Origin of the sequence: Tropicimonas sp. IMCC34043 (genome assembly GCF_003390845.1) — a bacterium.
Lineage (GTDB): Bacteria > Pseudomonadota > Alphaproteobacteria > Rhodobacterales > Rhodobacteraceae > Tropicimonas.
In genome coordinates this window covers 253,737-278,254 of the sequence record NZ_QMEK01000001.1, presented here as the reverse complement: position 1 = coordinate 278,254, position 24,518 = coordinate 253,737, and the positions used below count along the sequence as shown (strand labels likewise).

The following is a 24,518-nucleotide window of genomic DNA, read 5'->3' as shown; positions in this document are numbered from 1 at the left end:
CTTCTTCTTGGCGAAAATACCTCCGCCGGAGGCATCGCGCGCCAGCGCGATTCCGCGCAGCCCCTGCTGACCGGCAGGTGTCCGCCGCCGCTCAGACCCCCAGGCACCAGCGCATGATCGCCTTCTGGGCGTGCAGCCGGTTTTCGGCCTCGTCAAAGATCACCGACTGCGGGCCATCCATCACCGCACTCGTTGCCTCGTCATCGCGGTGCGCGGGCAGACAATGCATGAACAGGGCATCGGGCCGTGCCGCCGCCATCAGCGCCTCGTTGACCTGGTAGGGCCGCAACTGGTTGTGGCGCCGCTCGCGCGCCGACTGCGGATCGTGCATCGACACCCAGGTATCGGTCACCACCAGATCGGCGCCTTCGACCGCCTTGAACGGATCGCGTTCGATCTCGATATGCGCGCCCCTCGCCCGCGCCTCGGCCACGAAGCCGGGCTCGGGGTCGAGCGGCGGCGGCCCGGTGAAGGTCAGATCGAAGCCGAACGCCGCCGCCGCATGCAGGAACGAGGCACAGACGTTGTTGCCGTCCCCGGTCCAGACGACCTTCTTGCCGGTGATCGGACCGCGGTGCTCCTCGAAGGTCATGATGTCGGCCATGATCTGGCAGGGATGGCTGCGGTTGGTCAGCCCGTTGATCACCGGCACGTCGGCATATTCGGCCAGTTCCAGAAGCGTCGCCTCCTCATAGGTGCGGATCATGATCAGATCGACATAGCGCGACAGCACCCGGGCGGTGTCGGCGATGGTCTCGCCGTGGCCAAGCTGCATGTCGGTGCCGGACAGAACCATGGTCTGCGCCCCCATCTGGCGGGCGCCGACGTCAAAGCTGACGCGGGTCCGGGTCGATGGCTTCTCGAAGATCAGCGCGACCATCCGGCCGTCGAGCGGCAGGTCGTCGTCTGGCGCACCCTTGAACCGGCCGCGGCGCGCCGCCTTGATCTGGCGGGCCATGTCGATGATCCCCCGCAGTTCGCCGGCGTCGGTCGTGTTGATGTCGAGAAAATGTCTCATCGCACTCTCACTATCTCACTATGGTCTCGCGGTGGGGGGAGCGCGGGGCCGCCTGTGGCCGCCCCGCGCCAAGGCAAAGCTCAGGCGTCGGGCGCGGCCTCGATCCGGGCCGCAGCGCGGTCGAGCCGCGCCAGACCCTCGGCGATATCCTCGTCGGGGATGTTGAGCGCGGGCAGCAGCCGGATCACATTGTCGGCGGCGGGCACGATCAGAAGGTCCTCGTCATAGCCTGCCTGAACGAGGCGCGCATTCGGCACGCGGCACTTCAGCCCCAGAATCAGCCCGACCCCCCGCACTTCCTCGAAGACATCGGGATGGGCGCCGACCAGTGCCTCGAGCCCCTGACGCATCCGCCCGGCCTTGCGCGACACCTCGTCCAGAAATTCCGGCGTTCCGATCCGCTCGACCACAGCGAGACCCACGGCACAGCCAAGCGGATTGCCACCATAGGTCGACCCGTGCGTTCCGGCGGTCATGCCCGATGCCGCAGCCTCAGTCGCCAGCAGCGCGCCCAGCGGGAACCCGCCGCCGATGCCCTTCGCGACCATCATGATATCGGGATCGATCCCGGCCCATTCGTGGGCGAACAGCCGCCCGGTCCGGCCCATGCCGCATTGCACCTCGTCGAGGATCAACAACGCGCCGGTGGCGTCGCAGGCCGCCCGGATCGCGCGCAGGAAATCCTCCGGAACCGCCCGGATGCCGCCCTCGCCCTGGATCGGTTCGATCATGACCGCACCCACGGTCGGATCCTGCATCGCCTCGGCGAAGGCCTCGGGCGCGCCGAAGGGCAGATGCACGAAGCCCGGCAGCAGCGGGCCGAAGCCGTCGGTCATCTTGGCAGATCCGGCGGCCGCGATCGCGGCAGAGGAGCGGCCATGGAAGGCGCCCTCGAAGGTCAGGATCGTGGTCCGTTCCGGTTCGCCCTTTGCGGACCAGTACTTGCGCGCCATCTTGATCGCCAGTTCGCAGGCCTCGGTCCCCGAGTTGGTGAAGAACGCAGTGTCGGCAAAGGTCAGATCGACCAGCCGGTCGGCCAGCGCCTGCTGCCGTTCGATGGGATAGAGGTTCGAGGTGTGCCACAGCATCCCCGCCTGCTCGGTCAGCGCCGCCACCAGATCCGGGTTGGCATGGCCAAGCGCATTGACCGCGATCCCGGCGCCGAGATCGAGGAATCGGCGCCCGTCGCGATCAATCAGCCACGAGCCCTCGCCCTTCACGAAGTGAAGCGGCGCCCGGGTATAGGTCGGCAGGATGGAGGGGATCATCGGATGTCCTCGCGTCGAGTAAATGAGGAGTCGCCCGGTCAGGGCAGGATCTCGTCTGATTTTTGGGGAAGGGGTGCACGGCAGTGGCCGGCCCTGAAACACTCAGGGTCAGGCGCGACGTCGAAATCGTCGCAGGCAGAGGGGTGCACAAACAGAAGCCATGGGGGCGCATAACGCAATTTCTGGCGCAGTTCCAGTGGATTTCGCGCCGCGGGAACAGGCCATGCCAAGGCACGGGAATGCCTCAGGGCTTCAGCCGGTGGCCCGAGCGGACCATCTGCCAGCACAGCAGCGTGACCAGGACCGTCGCACAGACCAGAACCGCAAGCCCGCGCATCGGCGGGCTGTCGGAAACGCCGAGCGTGCCGAACCGGACCCCGTCGATCAGATAGAACATCGGGTTCCAGTGCAGCAGATGCCGCATCACCGGCGGCACCGACTCGACCGAATAGAAGGTGCCCGACAGGAACGCCATCGGCGTGATGATGAAATTCGAGATCGCCGCCAGCTGGTCGAACTTGTTGGCGTAGATTGCCCCAAGCAGCCCCAGCGCCGCCATCAGCGCCGCCCCAAGCAGCACATAGATCAGCGCCAGCAACGGATGCGCGAGCCCGAGCCCCAGCACCGGCAGCATGACCAGCCACAATGGCACCGCCACGAACAGCCCGCGCGCCACGCCGCCCGCGATATAGCCCGCCACGATTTCGCCCGCCGACAGCGGCGGCATCAGCGTGTCGACGATATTGCCCTGCACCTTCGAGACCAGCATCGAGGACGAGGAATTGGCAAAGGCGTTCTGGATCACCGTCATGGTCAGGATGCCGGGCGCGATGAACTGCAGATAGGAAAACCCCATCACCTCGCCCCGCGCCGGGCCGATGGCGATCGAGAAGATCGCCAGAAACAGCCCCGCCGTGACCAGTGGCGCCAGCACCGTCTGCATCCAGATACTGACGAAGCGGCGGATCTCGCGTTCGGTCAGCGTGGCCAGTCCCAGCCAGTTGACGCGCCCGAACCGGCGCTCGCCCATATTCGATATTTCCGTCATCACGCGCTCCTGCCACTCGCCGGGTTGCCGCCCGCTTGTAACCCCGATGCCGGCAACATAGAATGAGCCAATCCGAAATAATTGGGCGGCACCTGGCGATGGTATCCGGGGGGCTGCCCTTGTGCAGTTGGAGATGGCTTGCGATGTCCTGGACCGAAGAGCGGGTCGAGACCCTCAGGAAGATGTGGAGCGAGGGCCAAAGCGCCAGCCAGATTGCCAAGGAACTGGGTGGCGTGACCCGAAACGCGGTAATCGGCAAGGTGCATCGCCTTGGCCTGTCGAACCGCAATGGCGGCGCCGTCGGTGACAAGGCGCGGCTCGATACCGCCCCCGATCATCACGACGCGCCCGAGCCCGTCGCGGCCGAGACCGTGGTCGAGGCCGCGCCTGCCGCCGCGATTGCCGAAACGCCAGCGCCGGTCGAGACTGTGGCCGAGGAACCCGCCCCGGTCATTCCGGCGCGTCGCCAGATCATTCCTGCCGGCCAGCCGCTGCCGCCGCAGCCCTCGGCCAACGAGATCAGCCCCGAGGCGCTGGCCTCGGTGCGCGAGATCGAGAAAAAGGCGCGCCGCCTGTCGCTGATGGAATTGACGGAACGGACCTGCAAATGGCCGATCGGCGACCCGGCGACCGACGATTTCTGGTTCTGCGGCCTGCCGGTCAAGGCCGGCAAGCCCTATTGCGAGGCCCATGTCGGCGTCGCGTTCCAGCCGATGTCGGCCCGCCGCGACCGCAGGCGCTGAGCCAAATACCGGCGCCGCCGCCACACGAATGGCGGCGGGTGGACCGGGATTTTTCTGACATATGCCAATGAGGGCGCGCAGGTCCGACGCCGGCGCGCCGGTCGGGGAAGAGTTCGGGGAGGGGATCGTGCCGGCCATCATTTCGATCGAGTCGCTCGCCAAGAGCTTTGACGACGGCTTTCAGGCGCTGAAGGGCGTCGACCTTGAGATCTCCGAGGGCGAGATCCTGGCACTGCTCGGCCCGAACGGGGCCGGCAAGACGACGCTGATCTCGATCATTTGCGGTCTTGTGACACCAAGCGCCGGCCGGGTCACCGTGGCGGGCCATGACATCATCGCCGATTTCCGCGCCGCGCGGTCGCTGATCGGGCTGGTTCCACAGGAAATCACCCTCGAACCGTTCGAGAAGGTCATCAACACCGTGCAATTCTCGCGCGGTTTGTTCGGACGGCCGCGGAACGATGCGGTGATCGAACGGATCCTGCGGTCGCTGTCGCTGTGGGACCGGCGCAACAGCCGCAACAGGGAACTGTCGGGCGGGATGAAGCGCCGGGTGCTGATCGCCAAGGCGCTGAGCCACGAGCCGAGGGTGCTGTTTCTGGATGAACCGACCGCCGGGGTCGATGTGACGCTAAGGCGCGAGATGTGGACGGTGGTGCGCGACCTGCGGGCCTCGGGCGTGACGGTGATCCTGACCACCCATTACATCGAGGAAGCCGAGGAGATGGCCGACCGGATCGCGGTGATCGACCACGGCAAGCTGTTGCTGGTCGAACAGACGGCACAGCTGATGCGCCAGCTTGGCCGCAAGGAACTGGTGCTCGATCTCGCGGTTCCGATGGACGCCGTGCCCGCCGGGCTTTCGGACTACAAGCTGCAGCTTTCGGCCGACGGGATGCAGCTGCTCTATGAGTTCGATGGCCATTCCGACCGCCCGGGCCTTGCGCCGCTGCTGGCGGACATCGCCGCCGCGGGGCTCGACCTGCGCGATCTCTCGACCCGGCAAAGCTCGCTGGAAGAGGTGTTCCTCACCCTTGTCCGGGACGGCGGGGACGCAGCGGACCGGACGGGGGTGGCACAATGAACGGCCGCGCAATCTGGGCGATCTATCGGTTCGAGATGGCCCGCACCTTTCGCACCGTGGCCCAGTCGCTGATCTCGCCGGTGCTGTCGACGGTGCTCTATTTCGTCGTCTTCGGCGCGGCAATTGGCGGACGGATCGAAACCGTCGAGGGTATCTCCTATGGCGCCTTCCTGGTGCCCGGGCTGGTGATGCTGTCGCTCCTGCAGCAATCGCTTACCAACGCCTCGTTCGGGATTTATTTCCCCAAGTTCATCGGCACCATCTACGAGGTGCTGTCGGCGCCGCTGTCGTTCATCGAGATCGTGATCGGCTATGTCGGCGCCGCGGCCAGCAAGGCGCTGTTGATCGCCGCGATCATCCTTCTGACCGCAAGCGCCTTTGTCGAGCTGCAGGTGGCGCATCCGGTCTGGATGCTGACCTTTCTGGTACTGACCGCGATCAGCTTTGCGTTGCTCGGGTTCATCATCGGCATCTGGGCGAAGAATTTCGAGCAGCTGCAACTGATCCCTATGCTGGTCATCACGCCGCTGGTGTTCCTCGGCGGCGCTTTCTATTCGGTCAGCATGCTGCCACCGGCCTGGCGGGCAGTGAGCTTTTTCAACCCGGTGCTCTATCTGATCTCGGGATTCCGCTGGTCGTTCTTCGAGGTTGCAGACGTGCCCGTGGGCTGGTCGATCACGGCAATCGTGGCGTTCCTCGCAATCTGCCTCGTGGTGATCTGGGCGATCTTCCGCACCGGCTGGCGGATCAAGCCCTGAGTGCGCGCCCGGGCCGGACCCCGGACGCGCAGCCTGGCGGGAGGAGCCGTCCCGCAGGGATCGTTCACCAGGGCATACGCCCCGAGAAATTCAGCGGCGCCTTGCCGGAGGGTGGGCGACCGAAATTCGACTCGAACTGCCGGACGAACTCGCTGCGGCTGAGGCCGATGTCGCGCAGACGGTCGTCGTCCATGCGCTCCATCTCGCGCATGTCGCGATAGCGCCGGTCGGCCCGCGAGAGGCGGTCGAGCAGGCGAAGGATCAGGCCGCGCCGCCGAGAGCCAACGTGGCCGAGGCCGTCGGTATGAACATGACCGATGACGGAAGAGGGGGCGATTCTCAGCATGTCGATATCTCCTTTGGGGCAAAAGTCCTTGCGATGGATCAATCCTGCCCCTGGGTCATCATAGGACCGCAAACTTCCTGGGGTTCCCTGTCATCCAACCCGTCAGAAACCCGTCAAAACGATCATTCTGGCGCAAGAGACCCCTCCGGACCGACCGTTGGACAGGTTCATCGACAGTTGCGTCATTACCATCCGCAACAGGGCGCCGGATTGGATGACGAAATTTCCCTTTCCGCCCTGCCGATTTTAACAGAAAATCGACTCCCATATGGAAACACGTCTGACCCTGCACCTATCCGGCCCCTTTGCCGCCCTCGACTCGCGCGGCGCGGCGGTCGACAACCTGCCTCGGCGCGGGCAGGCGATTCTTGCCTATCTGGCAAGCCAGCCCGGATGCACCGCCCCGCGCGGGGTGCTGACCAGCCTGATCTGGGGCGACCGCGGCGAAGAGCAGGCCCGCGCCTCGCTGCGCCAGGAACTCTCGCAATTGCGCAAGGCCCTGCCCGACGGCGTGATTGACGCCTCGCGCAGCCAGGTCTGGCTGAACCCCGCAAACATCGCGATCGTCGAACAGGCCGAGGCGCCGTTCCTCGACGGGTTCGACCTGCATGCCGGCGATTTCGACGACTGGCTGCGCGATGCGCGCCTCAACAGCGCGCTGCGCCGCCGGGACGCCGCGATCGGCGAAGGACAGTCCGCCCTGCGCAACGGCCAACCGGGCGATGCCATGATCCGCGCCCGCACGGCGCTTCGGCTCGACCCCTCCAGCGAGACCGCCATGCAGTTGTTGCTGCGTGCCGCGGCACAGGTCGAGGATCGCGCCGGGACCATCGCCGAATTCGCCCGTTTCCGCGACACGCTGAAGCGCGAGCTCGATGTCGAACCCGCCTCGGTGACGCTGGAACTGGTCGAGGCCCTGCGCCGCCCCACGGCCCGTGCCGCCGATCAGCTGCGACACGACGCAAGCTGGCAGAACATGCGCCCGGTGCTCGCGGTCCTGCCCTTCGGCGAGATCGGCGCAGACCCCGGCGACATGTTTGCCGAAGGCATTGTCGAGGAAATCACCGCAACCCTCAGCCGGGCGCATGAGTTCCATATCATCGCCCGGCAATCGACCGTCGCGCTGCAGGCCGAGCGGCTCGATCACATCGCGGCCGGCAAGCGGCTGGGCGCGGACTATCTTCTCGAAGGCAACGTGCGGCGGGCCGGCGACCGGGTGCGCATCACGGCCCAGCTGGTCGAGGCCGCATCGGGCCGCACGATCTGGTCGGAACGCTATGACGACCGGATCGACGATCTGTTCGACCTGCAGGACCGGATTGCCGAACATGTCGCCATCGCCGTCGGACCCAGCCTGCGCAGCGCCGAGATCAACCGCGCCCGGCGCCGCAGCGAGACCGACCGCTCGGTCTATGAACTGGTGCTGACCGCCTATCCCCATATCTGGCGCCACCGGCGCGAGGACAATGCCCAGGCAATCGCGATCCTCGGTCAGGCACTTGACCGCGATCCGACCTATCCGGTGGCTCTGGGCATGAAGGCATGGTGCCACGCCGGGCAATGCGCCTATCTCTGGACCGCCGACCCCGAGGCCGACCGCGCCATGGCAAATTCCCTCGTTGCCCGCGCGATTGCCGAAACGCTGGAGGATTCGCCGACGCTGGTCGCCTGCGCCGCTGCGAAATCCATGATTTCGGACGATCTGGCGCTGTCCGAGGATCTGAACGAACGCGCGCTCTGGCTCGACCCCAACAATGCCTGGGGCTGGACGCAGGCGGGCTGGATCGCCAACTACAAGGGCGACCCCGACGGCGCCCTGCGCAGTTTCGAACGCGCCGAGCGGCTCAGCCCGCTCGACCCCTACCGTTTCATGATCCTGTTCGGGAAGGCCGGCACCATGGTCGCCCATGGCCGCTATGACGAGGCGACGGCCCTGGTGACCGAAGGCATCCGCACCACCCCGGGCGCCACCTGGGCCTATCGGATGCTGGCCGCGATCCACACTCTGGCCGGCAATCACGACGCCGCGGCACAGGCGGCCCGCCATCTGCGCGCGGCCTATCCCGGCCTGACCCTGTCCTATCTCACTGCCTGCCTGCCGCCGACCTGGCGCAACCTCGATCCGCGCTGGGTCGATTCGATGGTCGCCGCCGGGGTCGAGGCCGACTGAGCCCCGACTGGACCCCGACCAGGCCCCGTCCGCGACTAGCTGAGCCTAGTCTGAGACCGTCTGAGCCCCGGGGCCGCGTCTGCGGGGCCTTCCGTCCGATCCCCGCGCGCCCTATAGGACCGCAATGAGCCAGAACCCGCCCGACCTCCGCCCCGATCTTGCCCGCGCCCAAGTGCCCGGAACCGCCCGCCCCGATGCCCGGCCCGACCAGCCGATGATCGGCATGGTCTCGCTCGGCTGTCCCAAGGCGCTGGTGGACAGCGAACGCATCCTGACCCGACTTCGCGCCGAAGGCTATGGCATCTCGCCCGACTACGCCGGGGCCGATGCGGTGATCGTCAACACCTGCGGGTTCCTCGACAGCGCCAAGGCCGAAAGCCTCGAGGCAATCGGCGAGGCGCTGAAGGAAAACGGCAAGGTGCTGGTCACCGGCTGCCTCGGCGCCGACCCGGAGTTCATCACGGGCGTGCATCCGAGGGTTCTGGCCGTGACCGGGCCGCATCAATACGAACAGGTGCTCGATGCGGTCCACGCAGCCGTCCCGCCCGATCCGCATCCCTTTATCGACCTGATGCCGGCCTCGGGCGTGAAACTGACGCCCCGCCACTATTCCTATCTAAAGATTTCAGAAGGTTGCAACCACAAGTGCAAGTTCTGCATTATCCCGGACATGCGCGGCCGTCTGGCCAGCCGTCCGGCCCATGCAGTGCTGCGCGAGGCCGAAAAACTGGTGGAGTCCGGCGTGCGGGAGTTGCTGGTGATCAGCCAGGATACCTCGGCCTATGGCGTCGATCGCAAGCATGACCTGAGCCCCTGGAAGGGCGGCGAGGTGCGCAGCCACATCACCGATCTGGCCCGCGAACTGGGACGGCTCGGGGCCTGGGTGCGGCTGCACTATGTCTATCCCTATCCGCATGTGCGCGACCTGATCCCGCTGATGGCCGAGGGGCTGGTGCTGCCCTACCTCGACATCCCGTTCCAGCACGCCCATCCCGACACGCTGAAGCGCATGGCCCGGCCGGCGGCGGCGGCAAGGACACTGGACGAGATCGCAGCCTGGCGTGCGATCTGCCCCGACCTGACCCTGCGCTCGACCTTCATCGTCGGCTATCCGGGCGAGACCGAGGCAGAGTTCCAGCACCTGCTCGACTGGATGGACGAGGCGCGGCTCGACCGGGTCGGCTGTTTCCAGTACGAGAATGTCGCCGGTGCGCGGTCGAACGCCCTGCCCGACCACGTCCCCGATGCGGTCAAACAGGAGCGCTGGGAGCGCTTCATGGAAAAGGCGCAGGCGATTTCCGAGGCGAAGCTCGCCGCCAAGGTCGGCCAACGGCTCGAGGTGATCGTCGATCTGGTCGAGGAAGACGCCGCGACCTGCCGCACCATGGCCGACGCGCCCGAGATCGACGGCAACCTGTTCATCGACACGGATCAAGAGGGCCTGCAACCGGGCCAGATCGTCACTGTCGAGGTGGACGAGGCCGGCGAGTACGACCTCTGGGGGCGGCTCGTCGACTGACCAGCCGAAGACGCCGGGTCCGCGCCGCGCAGCGGCGCCAGCGCCGCTCGGGCCCCGCCCGGCGGCCCCCCTGGCCTGACAATACGTGACGGCGGCGCCCGATCAGCGGCGCGGCACGGTATAGAGGATAAATCCCCCCACCCGGTCGACCTCGATGGCGCGGGTCTCGGTCACGAAGACACCGACGCCTTCATACTCGGCCGGACAGGCCACCAGATCCGAGGCGTCGCCGAGGAACCGGTTGGTATAGTCGCTTTCGCCGACCCGCCGACATTGGTCGGCCGCGTCGCGATAGCCGCCCATCATCGGCAACTCGATCGGGGTCTTCGGGGTTGGCGCACAGGCCAGCAGCAGGGCTGGCAGGGCAAGCAGGGGTATCGCACGCATCCAAGCTCTCCTCCTCAGGTGATCGGAAGCCTACCATGCCCGCCCTGCCCTGCACATTGACGCGGGTTCAGGGATGATTCAACGCATCGAGCGCCGGCCCGTTGCGGCAGAAATCCGGCGCCCGGTCGGTGCTGGCCGCGCCCCGCTGATCGCCGAGCCAGCTTTGGCAGGACGCGACATGCGGGCATTCGCGGCAGGCCTGAACCAGTTGCATATAGGTTTCAGGACTCAAGCGGCCCTGATCGAGCGCGCGGCAAAAGTTCAACCCGATGCAGCGGCCGACACTGCGGGTCAGCCAGAAATGCAGGTCAATCTCACCGGATAGGCACATGGTTTCACTCCGTCCCCGGACCTAGACCGCACCGGCCTCCTGCGGGTCCTCCGGCTCCTGTTGTGCGGATTTCAAAAGTGCGAAGAGCTGGGCATTCACGCAGGTTTCGGGCGCCCTCTCGACATCGGGGTGTTCCTGCAGCCAGCCCTTGCAGTCGGCGCCCCATTCGCAGCCCCGGCAGCTCTCGACGGTCCTCGCCCATTTCTCCTGGCTGAACCGTCCGTCGTCGATGGCGCCCTGCAGGTCCACCCCTGCCGCCTTCGCCATTCCGAGGGCAAGCCAGTAATGCTCGCGTGTCGGGCCAAGAGGTTTCATCGCGCTTTCCCATTCTGAAGTCCGTCGACCTCGTGCCACAGCTGGCCCGGAAAGACATTGATGCAGGTCAAAAGCTTATTGAAGCGAGGCCGTTACCCGCCGCACCAGCGCCATGCGTTCGGCATTTGGCGGATGGGTCCCCAGAAACTGCTCGCCGGGGTCGGGGATGCGCGTGAAATAGGCGGCCCCCCGCACCGGATCATAGCCCGCACGTTTGGTGATCACCGCCCCCAGCGCATCGGCCTCAAGCTCGTAGTCCTGGGAAAAGCTGCGCGCGCCGATCTCGGCGCCCAGATCGGCCGCATTCTGGACGATCTGCGCGTCATAGCCCTCGGCCTCGGCCATCCCGGCCAGGATCGCCGCGCCATAGCGGGCATTCGATTCCGTGCGCTCCAGATGACCGAGGATGTGATGCGCGGTCTCGTGGCCGAGGACAAAGGCCAGTTCGTCGGCATTCCGAGTCTCCTCGACCAGCGGCAGGGTAAAGACGATGACGGGCCGGCCGCCTCTGGTCTGGCTCTGAAAGGCATTGGCGGCAGCGCCCGGTTCTTCGTCCATCAGGATCAGGAAATCGCAATTTCGCCCGCGCGCCTCGGCCTTGCAGACATCCTCGGCCACCGGCGCCACCCGGTCGGCCACGGCAGAAAACCGCGCGACGGCGCGTTCCTCGTCCGTCATGGCGAACTTCGGATCGGCTGCGGGCAAGGCACCGGGCGGCACCACCGTGCAGGACGACAGCGCGAAAAGGACAAGACCGGCAAGGGCTGCGCAGTGGATCGGAAGCCTGGGCATGTCGACCTTTGGGGGAACCTGACGCCAGCCTATCAGCCCGGCACCCGCGCCCGCAATGGAGCTTGCGCCGAGGTTCCGGTCAGTGCCGTTCCATCACACCAATGTGGCTGACAGCGCACCGCCGGGACGTTAGGGTCGCGTCCATGTTTACCATAGAACACGACTTCGACGCGACCATCATCACCCTCGTCGACGAGGGCCCTGCCCCGATCCTCGAGGACATCACCATCAATGCCTTCGAGGATTGCGTGACGATCGAACAGCTCGATCCGCGCAGCGACCGGGTGCAGAAGATCACCTTCTCGCTGGGCCAGCTGCGCGACCTGCAGGCCGCGCTGAACCTTCCCGAAGGGGTCTATCGGCTGCGCCCGGCCTCGGGTGCCGAGGGCTGATCGCGTGGCCGACACCGGGCCTCGGCTGGCGGTGCGGGCCGTGTTGCTGCACGAGGACCGGCTGCTGCTGGTCAATGCCTGGCCGGGGGATCGCTGCGATCTGTGGTGCGCGCCGGGCGGCGGCGCCGAATGCGGCCGGTCGCTGCCCCAGAACCTCGCCCGCGAGATTCACGAGGAGACCGGGCTTTCGATCCACGTCGGCGAGCCTTGCCTCGTCAACGAATTCCACGACCCCGGAGGCAAGTTCCATCAGGTCGAGGTGTTCTTCCGCTGCCGCCTGACCGCCGGAGCCTTGTCGGACGACTGGCCCGACCCCGCCGGCGTCGTCAGCCGCCGGCGCTGGGTCAGCCGCACCGAGATTGCGACGCTGCGGGTCAAGCCCGACAGTCTGGCCGCCGTCGCCTGGGGCTCCGGCCTGGTCTATGACCCGCTGGAACCCCTGGTTTCGTGATCGCGGTACGGGCCGCTAGACGGTCTCGGCAAAGAACCGCGGCCGCACCGCCCGTTCGAGGATCGCGCCACAGCCGAGCAGCGCCAGGCCGAAGCCGAACAGCCAGCCAAGCAGCGGGATCAGCAGCAGCAGCGAGGTGAGCAGCGCACCGACCAGTGCCGCCAGCGCGCGTTCGCGCAGGATCTGCGGTTCGGTCCGGCCGATGCCGATCAGGACCGCGACGCCAAGCGCATAGACCCCGACGATATAGCCCGCAAACCCGAACAGGACTGCCAGCAGAACCAGCGCCGGGCTGGCAATCAGGCCGACCAGCGTCAGGGCCAGCAGGATCGCGCCGCCAAGCGGCACCGACAGCCCGAGGATGCCCATCCAGATCGTGCGAGCGGGCCGCGCCAGCGCCTCGTGCCGCAGCCGCGCCAAGCCCTCGGGCGCCAGCGCTGCAATGAGCGTCGCGATCAGCGCCAGGAAGATCACGCCGCCGATGAAGCCCGCGATCAGGCCGCCGCTGCTGACCGGAACGGCCTTTGCCACCTTGCTGCGGTCGAATTCCTTTGCCTCGCGGCGTTCGATACGGGCCTCGGGGGCGACGGATTCGGGCACGCTCACGGACTGCGGATCATCGGCATAGATCGTCAGCTTGCCCGCAACCGTCGCCGCATCGCCAAAGCGGAAGGTCTCGCCCGCCATTGCCGCATCGCCCGCGACCGCGCCGTCGAGTCGCAGGTCTTCGCCCGCCATCAGCGCATAGCCCGCCACATCGCCCTTCACCGTCACCCGGGCGCCCGATGCCCGCAGATCGCCGCCCACGCTGTCGGCAATTGTCACGCGGAAGCCCGCGGCCGTCACATCGCCCGAGACGGGCGCCGCGACATCGACATTCATGCCAAAGGCGTAGATATCGCCGCCGACCGTCGATTGCACCGAAATCTTGCGCCCGGCCAGGTGCGCATTGCCGGTGATCGGGCCCGAGACGCTGACCGTCTCGCCCGCAAGGAACACGTCGTCGACAGCCTCGCCGCCCGCGCTGACCTGCTCGCCCGCGGCAAAGACATCCTGACCGATCCGGTACTCCGACGCATCCTCGGCCCGTGCCGAGGGTGCCGTGACCGACAGGGCCAGAAACAGGATCGCAATCGTGCGCATGATGGACATTGTCCGACCTACCTTTCGTCCGGAAACTCAGGCCCCATCATGGGCGCCGGGGGGGCCCAAGGCAACGGCGCCGCACCGAATTTGCCGCCTCTGCGACGCTCAGCCCCTGCGCGCCAGCAGGCCGGTCGCGATGCCGCCCAGAACCAGCACCGTGGCGCCGGCAAAGCGCAGGCTCGGCGCCTCGCCCAGAAACGCCATGCCGCCCGCCATGGCGATCACCGGAACCGACAACTGCGCCAGCGCCGCGACCGTCGCCGGGATCTGCGGCAGCACCGCATACCAAAGCGCATAGCCAAGGCCCGAGGTGACAATGCCCGACGCGAGCGCCAGTCCGACGCCAGCAGCGGTCATCGGCACTGCGGGCGCGGCCGCAAGCGACAGCACCAGCAGCAAAAGGCACAGCGGCGCTGCAAGCACGAAGTTCGCGGCCGTCGCGGGCAGCGGCGGGCCCGCACGCCGCCCGGCCAGCGAATAAAGCCCCCAGCCAAGGCCCGCCGCCGCCATCAGCCCGGCGTGGAGCGGCGACAGCGCATCGGCCCCGCGCGGCCAGAGCAGCCAGGCAAGCCCGCCAAAGGCCGTCATCGCCCCAAGCCAGCGCAGCGGCGGGATCGGCTGTCGTTCGATCACGGTGGCGGAGAACATGGTGATCTGCACGCAGCCGAACAGGATCAGCGCGCCGGTTCCGGCGTCGAGCCCGAGATAGGCGAGCGAGAACGCAATGACATAGAGCGTCAGCGACAGCACACCGGTCCAGCGCCCGGATGCGCGCAAGGGCAGCGCACGACGACGGACCAGAACCAGCAGCGCCAGCACCGCACCGCCCGAGGCGATGCGCAGGGTGGCAAAGGGCAGCGCTCCGATCTCGCCCCCCGCCAGCGCCAGCCGGATCAGGACCGAATTGGCCGCAAAGGCAATCATGACAAGGGTTGCGAGCAGGAACAGGCGCATTCTCGTGTCTAGCCGTGCCGCCGCCGGGCTGCCAAGCCCCACGAAAGGCGGGGAGCGGCGCTCAGACGCTCGCCCCCGGCACCGCAAGGGCGAGCGCCAGCATCAGCGCCGAGATTGCCGCGACCCAGGCCGACAGGATGCGCAGGCCGATCGAAAACCAGTTGCGGCGGATCTTGTCGAGCGCGACCGTCGCCAGACCGGCGGCATAGAGCATCAGCGCAGTGCCACCCAGCATCGACCCCGCCATGGTGAAGATCCGGTCCTTGAGCGGCCCGCCTGCGTCCGGCACCGACCCCGCGCCGAGCAGAAAGCCTGCGGCAACCGCCAGCGCCGCGGCCAGCGGCAGGACCCGCCCCGGCAGCAGCGCCGCAAGACCGGCCGCCAGCGTCGCCGTTCCGAACAGCCACGGGTCGAGGTCGGCCAGCGGGTCGCCGAACAGCAGCCCCGCCAGCAGTGCCGCGACATAGCCACCGCCCAGCACCCCGTAGCGCGACGGCCGGAACTGCCCGATCAGCAGGCTGGTGGCCAGAAGGGCGACGATCTGCGCCGGCGTGGTGAGGGGATGGATGAAGCCTGTGTAGAAACCCTCGATCCCCGGGACCGAACTGTGGGCAAAGGCCTGCGCCGGCATCACTGCCAGCGCGGCCGCCAGCGCAGGAAAGCGGCGCATGCCGCGGCTCAGACCCAACCGAACAGGAACGCGACACCGGCAAGCGAGATCACCGCTCCCGCCGCGCGCACCGTCTTTTCACCCGCCGGCGTCTTCACCAGCATTCCAAAGGCGATACCGGTCAGATGCAGCAGCCCGGTCGCGATCACGAACCCGACCGCAAAGGCAAAGGCATTGGCCGATTCCGGCAGTTCGGCGCCGTGGGCATAGCCGTGAAAGATCGCGAAGGATCCGACGATCACCGCCGCGATCCACAAAGGCGCCCGGACCGCCATGGCAATCAGCGCCCCCAGCACCACCGCCGAGGCCGCGATGCCGGTCTCGATCGCCGGAACCGGCACGTCGAGAATGCCAAGGATCGCCCCGAACGCCATGACGAGCGGAAACACCACCGGCAGTACCCAGATTGCCGGCATGCCGAGGAAGGCGCCCCAGAGGCCGACGGCGACCATCGCGGCAACATGGTCCCAACCAAGCACCGGATGCAGGAAGCCCGAGGTAAAACCGCCGCCATAGCCCACGCCGGTATGCGCAAGCGCCGGTCCGGCCGCCGCCAGCACAAGAACCAGCGCAAGACAGGGCAGAAGGCGAAGAGTCGGGCGGGGGCTTTTAACCATCGGGCAGATCCTGTGAGAAGTGAACTCGCGGACCCTAGTCCATCCATGGGCAGTTGCAACAACCTGCCGCCACCGGACCCGCCGTCCCGGTCGCCAGACCCGCGTCGGACCGGCCGGGCGGCCACAGAGCGGTGCGAAAATCGCAGGGATTTTCCGGGAAGCCGCAATGCGCGACAGATCGCCCCGCTCGCACCGACACCCGCCCTGCCGCCCCCCGTGGCACCCAGACGCAGGCCATCGCCCCGTCCCTGCAGGCTTTTCCTTGCCGCCACGGCATCAGCCGGGATAGACGGAAAAGGGCGGCCGCTTTGGCCGTGCCGGTCCGATATGTGCAATTCGGCGCCGCACCGAACCAGCGGGATGGGCAGACGCACCATTCCAGCCGCAGGATGCCCGCCCGCTTGCTGCAGGCTCCTCCACAGACAAGGACGAGGTCTCGACGTGTTCAGGACGATCCCATCCCGCCTTCTCGCGTTCTGCCTTCTGGCGCTGAGTACGGTATCGCTGCCCGCCGCGGCCCAGCAGGCTGCTGCCCCGACCCCGCTTGTCACCGTGGTGCCGGCGAGCATGCAGAGTGTCGGCAACAGCCTTGATTTCACCGGGCGGGTCGATGCTGTCGACCGGGTCGCGCTCCGCGCCCGCAGTGCTGGCTTCGTCCAGTCGGTGAACTTCCGCGAAGGCCAGAATGTGGCCGAGGGCGACGTGCTGTTCCAGATCGAACCCGACGCCTACGAAGCCGCGGTCGCCCGGATCGAGGGTCAGATCGCCTCGGCCGAAGCACAAAAGAAGCTTGCCGACATCGAATTCAACCGACAGACCGAACTCGTCAAGCGTCAGGCCGTTTCGCAGGCGACGGCACAGGAGGCCGAGGCCCAGGTGGGCAATGTCGTGGGCCAGATCCAGGAGCTGCAGGCAAGCCTGCGCCAGGCCCAGCTTGATCTGTCCTATACCAAGATCGTTGCGCCCTTCGCAGGCCGTGTCGGCCTGACGGATATTGCGGTCGGCGCCTTTGTCAGCCTCGATTCCGGCGCCCTCGTGTCGCTGTTCAGCGTCGATCCGATTTATGTGACCGTGCCGATCGCCGAGGCGCTGCTGCTCGACTATCAGGCCAGTCTCAAGACCGAAGGCGGCGATGACGTGGCCGAGCGCCCGAGCGCGCGGCTCATCCTTGCCAACGGCGAGGAATACCCCGAGACAGGCACCCTCGCGGTGCTGGATGCCGAGGTCCAGCGCGGCACCGACACGATCCTCGTCCGCGCGAGCTTTCCCAACCCCAACGGCCTGTTACGCGACGGCCAGCTGGTGACGGTCATCCTTGCCAACCAGAACCAGCCGCCGGAACTGACGATCCCGCTGGAGGCGCTGCAAAAGGATCAGGCCGGTTACTTTGTGATGGTCGTCGATGGCGACGGCACCGTCGCCAAGCGGTCGATTGCGGTTTCACGCACCAGTGGCGCGCTCGCCATCGTCGGCTCGGGCCTTGCGAAGGGCGACCAGGTGGTGACCGAGGGCCTGCAACGGATCCGCGACGGCATGAAGGTCGACGCAGAGCCCGCCGCGCAAGCGGCCCCCATTCCGACCGAGCAGAACTAGACCATGATCTCGAAGGTCTTCATCACCCGCCCCCGGATGGCGCTGGTCATCTCGATCGTGCTCACGCTTGCCGGCGTGATTTCCCTGACCCGGATGCCGGTCGCACAATTGCCCGACGTGGTGCCGCCCCAGGTTTCCGTCTCCGCCCGCTATCCCGGCGCCTCGGCCGAGGTGGTCGAGGCCACCGTCGCCCAACCGATCGAACAGCAGGTGATCGGCGTCAGCGACATGATCTACATGAAGTCGACGTCGGGATCGGACGGCAGCTATAACCTGTCGGTCACCTTCGCGCCCGGCAGCGACCCCGACCTCAACACCGTCAACACCCAGAACCGCGTCAGCCTGGCCGAGTCCTCCCTGCCCGACGAAGTCGCCCGTTCCGGCCTCAGCACCAAGAAAAGGTCGTCCGCGCTGCTGATGCTGGTCGTCGTGACCTCGGACAATCCCGAACACGACCTGCTGTTTCTGTCGAACTTTGCCACCATCAACATGCTCGACACGATCAAGCGGTCGGTCGGGGTGGGCGATGCCTCGCTGTTCGGCGCGCAGGACTACTCCATGCGGATCTGGCTTGACGTCAACCGCATGAACGCATTGTCGCTGACCGCCTCGGACGTGATCGCGGCGCTGCGCTCGCAGAACGTGCAGGCAGCGGTCGGCCGGATCGGCGCCCAGCCCATGGTCGAGGATCCGACCCTTCAGCTGACGATCCAGACCAAGGGCCGGCTGTCGACGCCCGAGGAATTCGGCGCCGTCATCATCCGCTCGGACGAACAGGGCGGACAGGTCCGGGTGCGGGACGTCGCGCGCGTCGACCTTGGCGCACGCACCAGCGATTCCTACAGCCAGTTCGACGGCAAGCCCGCGGCGATGATCGGCGTCTATCTCGCGCCCGGCGCCAATGCCCTGCAAAGCGCGGCGGCCATCGAGACCGCCCTCACCGAGCTTGAGAACTCGTTCCCGAAGGACGTGAAATGGGCAATCCCCTATAACTCGGTCACCTTCGTCAACGCCAGTATCCACGAGGTGCTGGTGACGCTGGCCGAGGCCTTCGTTCTGGTCATCATCGTGGTCTTCCTGTTCCTCGGCAGCTTCCGCATGACGCTGATCCCGCTGATCGCCGTCCCGGTGTCGCTGATCGGTGCGCTGACCTTCATGCTGGCGCTCGGGCTGTCGCTCAACACCGTGTCGATGCTGGCGCTGGTGCTGGCGATCGGCATCGTCGTCGATGACGCCATCGTGGTGATCGAGAACGTCGAGAAGGTGATGGCGGACAGGCCAGAACTGACCGTGCCGCAGGCGACCGAGGTCGCGATGCAGGAAATCACCGCGCCGATCATCGCGATCACGCTGGTGCTGCTGTCGGTCTTCGTGCCGACGGCGTTCATCCCGGGCATCACCGGAACCATGTTCCAGCAATTCGCGGTCGCGGTTTCGTTCTCGATGGTGATCTCGGCGATCAACGCGCTGACCCTGTCGCCTGCGCTCTGCGCCTTGCTGCTCAAACGCCACTCGGGGCCGCCCAAAGGCCCGCTGGCCTGGGTCTCGCGGCGCATCGACAATGCCCGCGACGGCTATGGCGTCGTCATGGGGGCGATTGCCCGGCGCATGGTGCTGGGCCTCGCGCTGCTGGCTTTCGGCATCTTCGCCACCGGATACCTGTTCAAGACGACCCCGGGCGGATTCCTTCCGGTCGAGGATCAGGGCGTGTTCTTCACCGAGGTCGCGCTGCCCGATGCGGCCTCCGTCAACCGCACCAGTGCCGTGATGGACGAGGTCGAGAGCATCCTGTCAGGCCTTCCCGGGGTTGCGCATGTCTCAACCGTCACCGGCTACAGCTTTGTCGACGGGCTGGTGAAATCCAACAGCGGCTTCGCCATTGCGATGATGGAGCCGTTCGAGGACCGCACCGACCCCGACAAATCCGTCGATGCCGCGATCGGAAAGGCGCGGGCGGCGTTTTCGCGCCTGCCCGGCGGCATCGCGATCCCGTTCAACCTGCCGCCCATCATCGGGCTCGGCACTGGCGCGGGGTTCGAGATGCAGCTTCTCGACCTGCAGGGCGGCAGCCCGCTCGATCTGGGCGCGACGGCGGTGGGGATGGTCACTGCGGCCAATTCCGACCCGCGGCTTGCCGGGGTCTATACCACCTTCCGCGCCAACACGCCTCAGGTCTATCTCAACATCGACCGCGAGCGGCTCGAGACCCTCGGCGTCAACCTGTCGGACCTGTTCACGGCGCTGCAGGCCAACCTTGGCGGATATTACGTCAACGACATCAACCTTTACGGCCGGACCTGGCAGGTCAACATCCAGGCCGATGCGCCCTATCGCACCACGGTCGACAACATCTCGCGGCTGCACGTGCGAAATGCCGCCGGCGAAATGGTGCCTGTCGCGGCCATTGCCCGGCCCGAGATGGTGCTCGGGCCGCAGTCTCTGGTGCGGTTCAACAATTACCGCAGCGTGACGGTCTCGGGCGGGCCAGCACCCGGCGTCGCCTCGGGCGAGGCGATCACGGCGATGCAGGAGGTCGCGGCCAGTTCGCTTCCGCCCGGGTATACCTATGCCTGGACCGGCACCGCGCTCCAGGAGATCAAGGCCGGCGGAACCACCCAGATCGTGCTCGTGCTTGCCCTGCTGTTCGCCTATCTGTTCCTCGTCGCGCTGTACGAAAGCTGGTCGATCCCGGTCGCGGTGCTGCTGTCGGTCAGCTTTGGCATGGCGGGCGCGATGATCGGGTTGCGGATCGCCGGGCTTGACAACAACCTCTATGCGCAGATCGGGCTTGTCGTGCTGATCGCGCTGGCGGCCAAGAACGCGATCCTGATCGTCGAGTTCGCGATGGATCGGCGCAAACACGGCATGGGGATCACCGAGGCCGCGATCCTCGGCGCCAAGGCCCGGTTCCGCGCCGTGATGATGACGAGCCTTGCCTTCGTCGCCGGGCTCTATCCGCTGGTGGTGGCGACAGGCGCCTCGCAACTTGCGCGTCAGGGCGTCGGCACGCCAGTCTTCTACGGGATGCTGGCCGCTGCCGCGGTCGGGATCTTTGTCATCCCGTCGCTTTATGTCGTGGCGCAAAACTTCCGCGAATGGGTCCACGGCCTTGGCAAGGGCAAGGACAGCACCGGCCATTCCGGCGGCGACGAACCTTCTGCCTGATGATCGAGAGATCGGGCGCCGGGGCTTCGGTCCCGGCGCCAGCCAATTGTTGAAAATGCCCCGCCGGACGCCCCGCGCAGGTCCTCAGGGCTGACCGAGCATCCCGGGCAGGCTGTCACGCAACCGATCCATGCCGCCCGGGCGCCAGCCCAATGCCAACAGCCGGTCGCATTCCATCGCATTGACTTTCGTCGCATCGGCCCGCGGCGGCAGCGGCGCAGACGTGCCCGTCAGCCGCGCGACCTCGCCCAGCAGATCACGGCGGTCAAGCAGGATGTCCGAGACGTTGAAGACCTGCCCCGACACCGCCGCCGGATCGGCGTGCAGCGCAAGCCGAACCGCCGCGGCCAGATCGGCACCATGGACCTCGGTCGCGACCCGCGGGGCAATCGCCTCGCCCCGTGCGAAGGCCTCGAAAAGGTCCTGCCACTTGTGCCGCTGCCCGGGGCCGGCCGGCCCATAGACACCGGTGGCCCGCAGGCTGACCGTGGCAAATCCGGGGCCGCAGAGCGCCGCCAGCGACCGTTCGGCCCGCAGCTTGACCTCACCATAGAGCGTGTCGGGCCGTGGCTCTGTCGCCTCGTTCAGGGCCGTTCCGGGGGGATATGCGCCATAGACCGCGCGCGAGGACAGGAACACCGCCCGGCGCACGCCTGCCGCCTTGGCAGCCCGGAAAAGCCGCAGGCTGCCCTCGAGGTTGTCGGCCAGAAACCCCTCGGGGTTTCCGCCCTCGCCGCCGCGATAGCGGCCGGGCAGATGGCTGAAAGCGGCGTGGACCAGCGCCTCGAACTTGTCGAGCGCCGGTGCCTGTGCACGCAGATCGTGGGCAAGGAATCGGACCGGGCGGGAAAAGAAGTTCTCCGGCGGCGCAGTCCGCCCCAGCACGACAACCTCGTCGCCCGCAGCCAGCGCTGCCTCGACGACAAACCGGCCGACCAGCCCGGTGCCGCCGGTGACGGCGATTCTCACCCTGCGGCCCTCACTCCAAAGGCCCCGGAAGGCTCGCAATCTCGGGCACCGGCCCGTCGCCGGCAAAGGCCTCCCACAGCGCGATCAGCGGCGCAAGCTGGGCCGCCTTCGGGTGGGGATCCTGCCAGGGCTTTTCGTACTGGAAATGCAGGACGCGGATCGAGGCCCAGTCCCACAGGTCCGGCATGTTGAACCAGACATATTGCAGCATGTTGTCGAACACCGGCAGCCCGTGCCAGCCGGGAAAGAAATGCTGCAGGAAGGTCTGGTCGGTGCGCTTCCAGAACGCCCCCGGCGTGTCGAGCGCGGCCAGCATCGACTCGAAGGTCGTGACATTCGGCCGGGCGGTGAAGACGCCGGAATTCATGCGGTGGAAATCCGCGAGGCCTTCATAGACGTTGGGGGCGGCGCAGAATTCGGGGTAGCCGAACAGCCGGTCGATGTTGTGCAGCACCAGCGCATCGGCGTCGATGAACACGACCGAGTCGTATTCGACCAGTTGCCACAGCCGCAGCTTGGCGAAATTGTCGAGTGGCGTGTGAAAGGGCGGCTTCTCGCCCTTGGTAAACGGGTTCAGGCCGTGGATCCGGGCCCGGGCATGGGCCTCGTTGAAGGCGTCCGACGTGGCCAGAAGCTCGGTCTTCACCAGCCGGGCGCCAAGCGACACGAGCGGCGCCAGATCCTCGGCCGCGACGCCGCCGGTATGCAGCACCACGCAATCTGCGGTGCTGCCGGTCAGGCGGATCGACCGGACGAGCGCCTTCGCCCCCAGCGCATAGTCGGCATTGGTGACAAGCGTCACGAAGGCGTGCGGACCACCGGCCGGGCGGTCCGCGATCAGTCCGTCGGCCATGTCGGTCAGGACACCGACTTGAGCTGCGGCGCCGCCTCGGGGTCGTGCACGACCTTCTTGGCCAGATCCTTGGTCCAGGCCGAGACGCAGGGCACGAACTTGCGGTCGACCCGGTGGGCATATTTCTCGGCGATATGGACGATCTCGTCCAGAAGACCTTCCTGCAGACGGATCGGGTCGAGCCCGAGGGCGAGGAAGTTGTCGTTCTTCACGATCAGCTCGTTCTCGGCGGCTTCCTTGCGCGGGTTCGGCAGCCAGGCGATCTTGGCGCCGGTCATGCCCGCCACCATTTCGGCCAGATCGCGCACCCGGTGGGTTTCGGTCATCTGGTTGAAGATCTTGACGCGGTTGCCCGCCTCGGGCGCATCCCCGAGCGCCAGTTCGATGCAGCGCACGGTATCCTGAATGTGGATGAAGGCGCGGGTCTGTCCGCCCGTGCCATGCACGGTCAGCGGATAGTTGATCGCGGCCTGGATCAGGAACCGGTTCAGCACCGTGCCATAATCGCCGTCATAGTCGAAGCGGTTGACCAACTGCTCGTGGCGGCTGGTCTGATCGGTGTTGGTGCCCCAGACGATGCCCTGATGCAGGTCGGTGATCCGCACCCCGTCGTTCTGGGCATAGAACTGGAACAGGATCTGATCGAGCGACTTGGTCATGTGATAGACCGAGCCGGGTTTCGTCGGATAGAGGATCTCCATCCCCTTGGCGCCGCTGTCGGTTTCGACCGACACGTCCAGATAGCCTTCGGGGATCGGCGCGCCGATGGTCGAATAGCCGTAGACGCCCATGGTGCCGAGGTGGACCAGATGCGCGTCGATCCCGGTCTCGACCATCGCGGTCAGCAGGTTGTGCGTCGCGCTGACGTTGTTGTCGACGGTATAGACCTTGTGGCGGTCCGATTTCATCGAATAGGGCGCGGCGCGCTGTTCGGCGAAATGGATCAGGGCGTCGGGGCGGTATTCCTCCAGCCACAGGCGCAGGCGCTGGTATTCCTTGGCAATGTCGAGCAGGTGGAACTTGATCTCGTTGCCCGAGACCTGTTTCCAGATCCGGCAGCGTTCCTGGATCGAATCCATCGGCGTCAGGGACTGCACGCCAAGCTCTGTGTCGATCCAGCGACGCGACAGGTTATCGACGATGTGAACCTCGTGGCCGAGGTTTGACAGGTGAAGCGAAGTTGGCCAGCCACAGAAACCGTCACCGCCGAGAACCGCAATACGCATCGTCATCTCCCTCCGGCCACCGACCGGTTTGCTTAACTATCGCTGGTCTGTTCGCATATTCCTGCACGGGATGCATGTCGAATGAAAGAAATGCGACAGTTTCGGCCGGATCCGACCGATGCTCCTCGCTCCGACGGCCCCGACGCCGGGCGTCGGGACCGACAGACATCGCGCGTGCGCCTGCACCAGGTGCGTCCTCAGCGCTGGCAAGGTTGCGAGGTTGGACCGGCGGCGCCCTCGCCCCGCTCCAGCGCGGCAAGCCAGCTTTCGACCCGCTTGCGGTTGACGCCCAGGTCCGACTTTCCAAATCGCTGCCGCGCAAAGATCACCGGCTGCGCCCCGCCGTCGCCTGCCATCGCGGCGACGCTGGTATAATCGGGAAACCCGAAGACCCGCGAGCGAGTGATATAGGTAACCCGCCCCGAGGCGGGATCGCCTGCCAGCCGGCAGGTCCGCGGCGTCGCCGCGGCAATGCGGTCAATCTGCTGCAGCATCGCCTCCGGGGCGAGCGGCACCACAGGACCCGTCCTGTCGCCGCCCGCAGGAGCGACCACGAACCGCCCGTTCCCTGAGACGCCTGTTGCCGGATCCACGTGCCATCGCTTCGGGTCCGAGGGCGCCATACGGAACACCACCAGCAGGGCGGCCAGACCGACCACAAAAACCAGAATCAAGACCTGCATTGCGCACGCTCCTGTCGCCG

At 66.7% G+C, this 24,518-nt stretch carries 25 protein-coding genes; 9 read left to right on the top strand and 16 right to left on the bottom strand.

Annotated elements, in window-relative coordinates:
- Positions 1-91: 91 nt before the first annotated feature.
- From argF to DQG17_RS01215, 3 genes are all read right to left on the bottom strand, one after another.
- On the bottom strand, positions 92-1,018 hold the full coding sequence (gene argF / locus DQG17_RS01225; RefSeq protein WP_116130940.1) for an ornithine carbamoyltransferase: 927 nt from the start codon (positions 1,016-1,018) through the stop codon (positions 92-94).
- Positions 1,019-1,098: 80 nt separating this feature from the next.
- Positions 1,099-2,286 carry an aspartate aminotransferase family protein gene (locus DQG17_RS01220; RefSeq protein WP_116130939.1) on the bottom strand — a complete coding sequence of 396 codons (1,188 nt, stop codon included), beginning with the start codon at positions 2,284-2,286 and terminating at the stop codon, positions 1,099-1,101.
- 244 nt (positions 2,287-2,530) lie between these two features.
- The gene (locus DQG17_RS01215) at positions 2,531-3,334 is read right to left on the bottom strand and encodes an ABC transporter permease (protein ID WP_116130938.1); all 804 of its coding nucleotides are present in this window, start codon (positions 3,332-3,334) and stop codon (positions 2,531-2,533) included.
- A 143-nt stretch (positions 3,335-3,477) separates the two neighbouring features.
- On the opposite strand from DQG17_RS01215, the gene DQG17_RS01210 reads away from it, so the two are divergent.
- The 3 genes from DQG17_RS01210 (at position 3,478) to DQG17_RS01200 (ending at position 5,919) form a co-directional block, all read left to right on the top strand.
- Complete coding sequence (locus DQG17_RS01210; protein WP_116130937.1) at positions 3,478-4,077, top strand: GcrA family cell cycle regulator; 600 nt, start codon at positions 3,478-3,480, stop codon at positions 4,075-4,077.
- A 127-nt stretch (positions 4,078-4,204) separates the two neighbouring features.
- Positions 4,205-5,161: an ABC transporter ATP-binding protein gene (locus DQG17_RS01205; protein WP_116132519.1), complete on the top strand. Its 957-nt coding sequence runs from the start codon at positions 4,205-4,207 to the stop codon at positions 5,159-5,161.
- A complete protein-coding gene (locus tag DQG17_RS01200; RefSeq protein ID WP_116130936.1) occupies positions 5,158-5,919 on the top strand; it encodes an ABC transporter permease in 762 nt (253 codons plus the stop codon). The genes DQG17_RS01205 and DQG17_RS01200 overlap by 4 nt, the downstream gene beginning before the upstream one ends.
- A gap of 64 nt (positions 5,920-5,983) precedes the next feature.
- On the opposite strand, the gene DQG17_RS01195 is transcribed toward DQG17_RS01200, so the two are convergent.
- Positions 5,984-6,265, bottom strand: a complete 282-nt coding sequence (locus DQG17_RS01195) for a DUF1127 domain-containing protein (protein ID WP_116130935.1) — start codon at positions 6,263-6,265, stop codon at positions 5,984-5,986.
- Positions 6,266-6,533: 268 nt separating this feature from the next.
- Between DQG17_RS01195 and DQG17_RS01190 the strand changes: the two genes are divergently transcribed.
- Entirely contained in the window at positions 6,534-8,435 is a 1,902-nt protein-coding gene (locus DQG17_RS01190) for a BTAD domain-containing putative transcriptional regulator (protein ID WP_116130934.1), read from the top strand.
- Positions 8,436-8,559: 124 nt separating this feature from the next.
- Positions 8,560-9,954 carry a 30S ribosomal protein S12 methylthiotransferase RimO gene (gene rimO, locus DQG17_RS01185; protein WP_116130933.1) on the top strand — a complete coding sequence of 465 codons (1,395 nt, stop codon included), beginning with the start codon at positions 8,560-8,562 and terminating at the stop codon, positions 9,952-9,954.
- A gap of 102 nt (positions 9,955-10,056) precedes the next feature.
- Here the strand turns inward: rimO and DQG17_RS01180 are convergent, their stop codons facing one another.
- The 4 genes from DQG17_RS01180 to DQG17_RS01165 all read right to left on the bottom strand — a co-directional run bounded on the left by DQG17_RS01180 (position 10,057) and on the right by DQG17_RS01165 (position 11,779).
- Positions 10,057-10,341, bottom strand: coding sequence for a hypothetical protein (locus DQG17_RS01180; protein ID WP_198666002.1), 285 nt, complete (start codon positions 10,339-10,341; stop codon positions 10,057-10,059).
- 67 nt (positions 10,342-10,408) lie between these two features.
- On the bottom strand, positions 10,409-10,672 hold the full coding sequence (locus tag DQG17_RS21815; RefSeq protein ID WP_116130932.1) for a DUF6455 family protein: 264 nt from the start codon (positions 10,670-10,672) through the stop codon (positions 10,409-10,411).
- Between the two features lie 21 nt (positions 10,673-10,693).
- Positions 10,694-10,987, bottom strand: a complete 294-nt coding sequence (locus DQG17_RS01170) for a DUF6455 family protein (RefSeq protein WP_116130931.1) — start codon at positions 10,985-10,987, stop codon at positions 10,694-10,696.
- A gap of 75 nt (positions 10,988-11,062) precedes the next feature.
- Positions 11,063-11,779, bottom strand: a complete 717-nt coding sequence (locus tag DQG17_RS01165; protein WP_116130930.1) for a M48 family metalloprotease — start codon at positions 11,777-11,779, stop codon at positions 11,063-11,065.
- 143 nt (positions 11,780-11,922) lie between these two features.
- Between DQG17_RS01165 and DQG17_RS01160 the strand changes: the two genes are divergently transcribed.
- Both DQG17_RS01160 and DQG17_RS01155 read left to right on the top strand, forming a co-directional pair.
- Positions 11,923-12,171 carry a hypothetical protein gene (locus DQG17_RS01160; protein ID WP_116130929.1) on the top strand — a complete coding sequence of 83 codons (249 nt, stop codon included), beginning with the start codon at positions 11,923-11,925 and terminating at the stop codon, positions 12,169-12,171.
- Positions 12,172-12,175: 4 nt separating this feature from the next.
- Positions 12,176-12,622 (top strand): NUDIX domain-containing protein, encoded by a 447-nt coding sequence (locus DQG17_RS01155; protein ID WP_116130928.1) that lies wholly within the window; start codon positions 12,176-12,178, stop codon positions 12,620-12,622.
- A 15-nt stretch (positions 12,623-12,637) separates the two neighbouring features.
- Here the strand turns inward: DQG17_RS01155 and DQG17_RS01150 are convergent, their stop codons facing one another.
- The 4 genes from DQG17_RS01150 to DQG17_RS01135 all read right to left on the bottom strand — a co-directional run bounded on the left by DQG17_RS01150 (position 12,638) and on the right by DQG17_RS01135 (position 16,009).
- Positions 12,638-13,774 carry a hypothetical protein gene (locus DQG17_RS01150; protein ID WP_116130927.1) on the bottom strand — a complete coding sequence of 379 codons (1,137 nt, stop codon included), beginning with the start codon at positions 13,772-13,774 and terminating at the stop codon, positions 12,638-12,640.
- Between the two features lie 99 nt (positions 13,775-13,873).
- A complete protein-coding gene (locus DQG17_RS01145) occupies positions 13,874-14,722 on the bottom strand; it encodes a DMT family transporter (protein ID WP_116130926.1) in 849 nt (282 codons plus the stop codon).
- A gap of 61 nt (positions 14,723-14,783) precedes the next feature.
- Positions 14,784-15,392, bottom strand: coding sequence for a HupE/UreJ family protein (locus DQG17_RS01140; protein WP_116130925.1), 609 nt, complete (start codon positions 15,390-15,392; stop codon positions 14,784-14,786).
- 8 nt (positions 15,393-15,400) lie between these two features.
- Positions 15,401-16,009, bottom strand: coding sequence for a HupE/UreJ family protein (locus tag DQG17_RS01135; RefSeq protein ID WP_116130924.1), 609 nt, complete (start codon positions 16,007-16,009; stop codon positions 15,401-15,403).
- 441 nt (positions 16,010-16,450) lie between these two features.
- Here DQG17_RS01135 and DQG17_RS01130 point away from each other — a divergent pair, with 441 nt between their 5' ends.
- Entirely contained in the window at positions 16,451-17,602 is a 1,152-nt protein-coding gene (locus DQG17_RS01130; protein WP_157973477.1) for an efflux RND transporter periplasmic adaptor subunit, read from the top strand.
- Between the two features lie 3 nt (positions 17,603-17,605).
- Complete coding sequence (locus DQG17_RS01125) at positions 17,606-20,767, top strand: efflux RND transporter permease subunit (protein ID WP_116130922.1); 3,162 nt, start codon at positions 17,606-17,608, stop codon at positions 20,765-20,767.
- 84 nt (positions 20,768-20,851) lie between these two features.
- Here the strand turns inward: DQG17_RS01125 and DQG17_RS01120 are convergent, their stop codons facing one another.
- The 4 genes from DQG17_RS01120 to DQG17_RS01105 all read right to left on the bottom strand — a co-directional run bounded on the left by DQG17_RS01120 (position 20,852) and on the right by DQG17_RS01105 (position 24,498).
- Complete coding sequence (locus DQG17_RS01120) at positions 20,852-21,736, bottom strand: NAD(P)-dependent oxidoreductase (RefSeq protein WP_116130921.1); 885 nt, start codon at positions 21,734-21,736, stop codon at positions 20,852-20,854.
- Positions 21,737-21,746: 10 nt separating this feature from the next.
- Complete coding sequence (locus tag DQG17_RS01115; RefSeq protein ID WP_116130920.1) at positions 21,747-22,589, bottom strand: glycosyltransferase; 843 nt, start codon at positions 22,587-22,589, stop codon at positions 21,747-21,749.
- 5 nt (positions 22,590-22,594) lie between these two features.
- Positions 22,595-23,815 carry an NAD-dependent epimerase/dehydratase family protein gene (locus DQG17_RS01110; RefSeq protein ID WP_116132517.1) on the bottom strand — a complete coding sequence of 407 codons (1,221 nt, stop codon included), beginning with the start codon at positions 23,813-23,815 and terminating at the stop codon, positions 22,595-22,597.
- Positions 23,816-24,012: 197 nt separating this feature from the next.
- Entirely contained in the window at positions 24,013-24,498 is a 486-nt protein-coding gene (locus DQG17_RS01105) for a DUF1499 domain-containing protein (protein ID WP_116130919.1), read from the bottom strand.
- Positions 24,499-24,518: the final 20 nt, after the last annotated feature.

Bases quoted from the DNA above. Each gene is read 5' to 3' on its own strand.
- argF (WP_116130940.1), bottom strand. From the start codon at position 1,018: ATGAGACATTTTCTCGACATCAACACGACCGACGCCGGCGAACTGCGG.
- DQG17_RS01220 (WP_116130939.1), bottom strand. From the start codon at position 2,286: ATGATCCCCTCCATCCTGCCGACCTATACCCGGGCGCCGCTTCACTTC.
- DQG17_RS01215 (WP_116130938.1), bottom strand. From the start codon at position 3,334: ATGACGGAAATATCGAATATGGGCGAGCGCCGGTTCGGGCGCGTCAAC.
- DQG17_RS01210 (WP_116130937.1), top strand. From the start codon at position 3,478: ATGTCCTGGACCGAAGAGCGGGTCGAGACCCTCAGGAAGATGTGGAGC.
- DQG17_RS01200 (WP_116130936.1), top strand. From the start codon at position 5,158: ATGAACGGCCGCGCAATCTGGGCGATCTATCGGTTCGAGATGGCCCGC.
- DQG17_RS01195 (WP_116130935.1), bottom strand. From the start codon at position 6,265: ATGCTGAGAATCGCCCCCTCTTCCGTCATCGGTCATGTTCATACCGAC.
- DQG17_RS01190 (WP_116130934.1), top strand. From the start codon at position 6,534: ATGGAAACACGTCTGACCCTGCACCTATCCGGCCCCTTTGCCGCCCTC.
- rimO (WP_116130933.1), top strand. From the start codon at position 8,560: ATGAGCCAGAACCCGCCCGACCTCCGCCCCGATCTTGCCCGCGCCCAA.
- DQG17_RS01180 (WP_198666002.1), bottom strand. From the start codon at position 10,341: ATGCGTGCGATACCCCTGCTTGCCCTGCCAGCCCTGCTGCTGGCCTGT.
- DQG17_RS21815 (WP_116130932.1), bottom strand. From the start codon at position 10,672: ATGTGCCTATCCGGTGAGATTGACCTGCATTTCTGGCTGACCCGCAGT.
- DQG17_RS01170 (WP_116130931.1), bottom strand. From the start codon at position 10,987: ATGAAACCTCTTGGCCCGACACGCGAGCATTACTGGCTTGCCCTCGGA.
- DQG17_RS01165 (WP_116130930.1), bottom strand. From the start codon at position 11,779: ATGCCCAGGCTTCCGATCCACTGCGCAGCCCTTGCCGGTCTTGTCCTT.
- DQG17_RS01160 (WP_116130929.1), top strand. From the start codon at position 11,923: ATGTTTACCATAGAACACGACTTCGACGCGACCATCATCACCCTCGTC.
- DQG17_RS01150 (WP_116130927.1), bottom strand. From the start codon at position 13,774: ATGTCCATCATGCGCACGATTGCGATCCTGTTTCTGGCCCTGTCGGTC.
- DQG17_RS01145 (WP_116130926.1), bottom strand. From the start codon at position 14,722: ATGCGCCTGTTCCTGCTCGCAACCCTTGTCATGATTGCCTTTGCGGCC.
- DQG17_RS01140 (WP_116130925.1), bottom strand. From the start codon at position 15,392: ATGCGCCGCTTTCCTGCGCTGGCGGCCGCGCTGGCAGTGATGCCGGCG.
- DQG17_RS01135 (WP_116130924.1), bottom strand. From the start codon at position 16,009: ATGGTTAAAAGCCCCCGCCCGACTCTTCGCCTTCTGCCCTGTCTTGCG.
- DQG17_RS01125 (WP_116130922.1), top strand. From the start codon at position 17,606: ATGATCTCGAAGGTCTTCATCACCCGCCCCCGGATGGCGCTGGTCATC.
- DQG17_RS01115 (WP_116130920.1), bottom strand. From the start codon at position 22,589: ATGGCCGACGGACTGATCGCGGACCGCCCGGCCGGTGGTCCGCACGCC.
- DQG17_RS01110 (WP_116132517.1), bottom strand. From the start codon at position 23,815: ATGCGTATTGCGGTTCTCGGCGGTGACGGTTTCTGTGGCTGGCCAACT.
- DQG17_RS01105 (WP_116130919.1), bottom strand. From the start codon at position 24,498: ATGCAGGTCTTGATTCTGGTTTTTGTGGTCGGTCTGGCCGCCCTGCTG.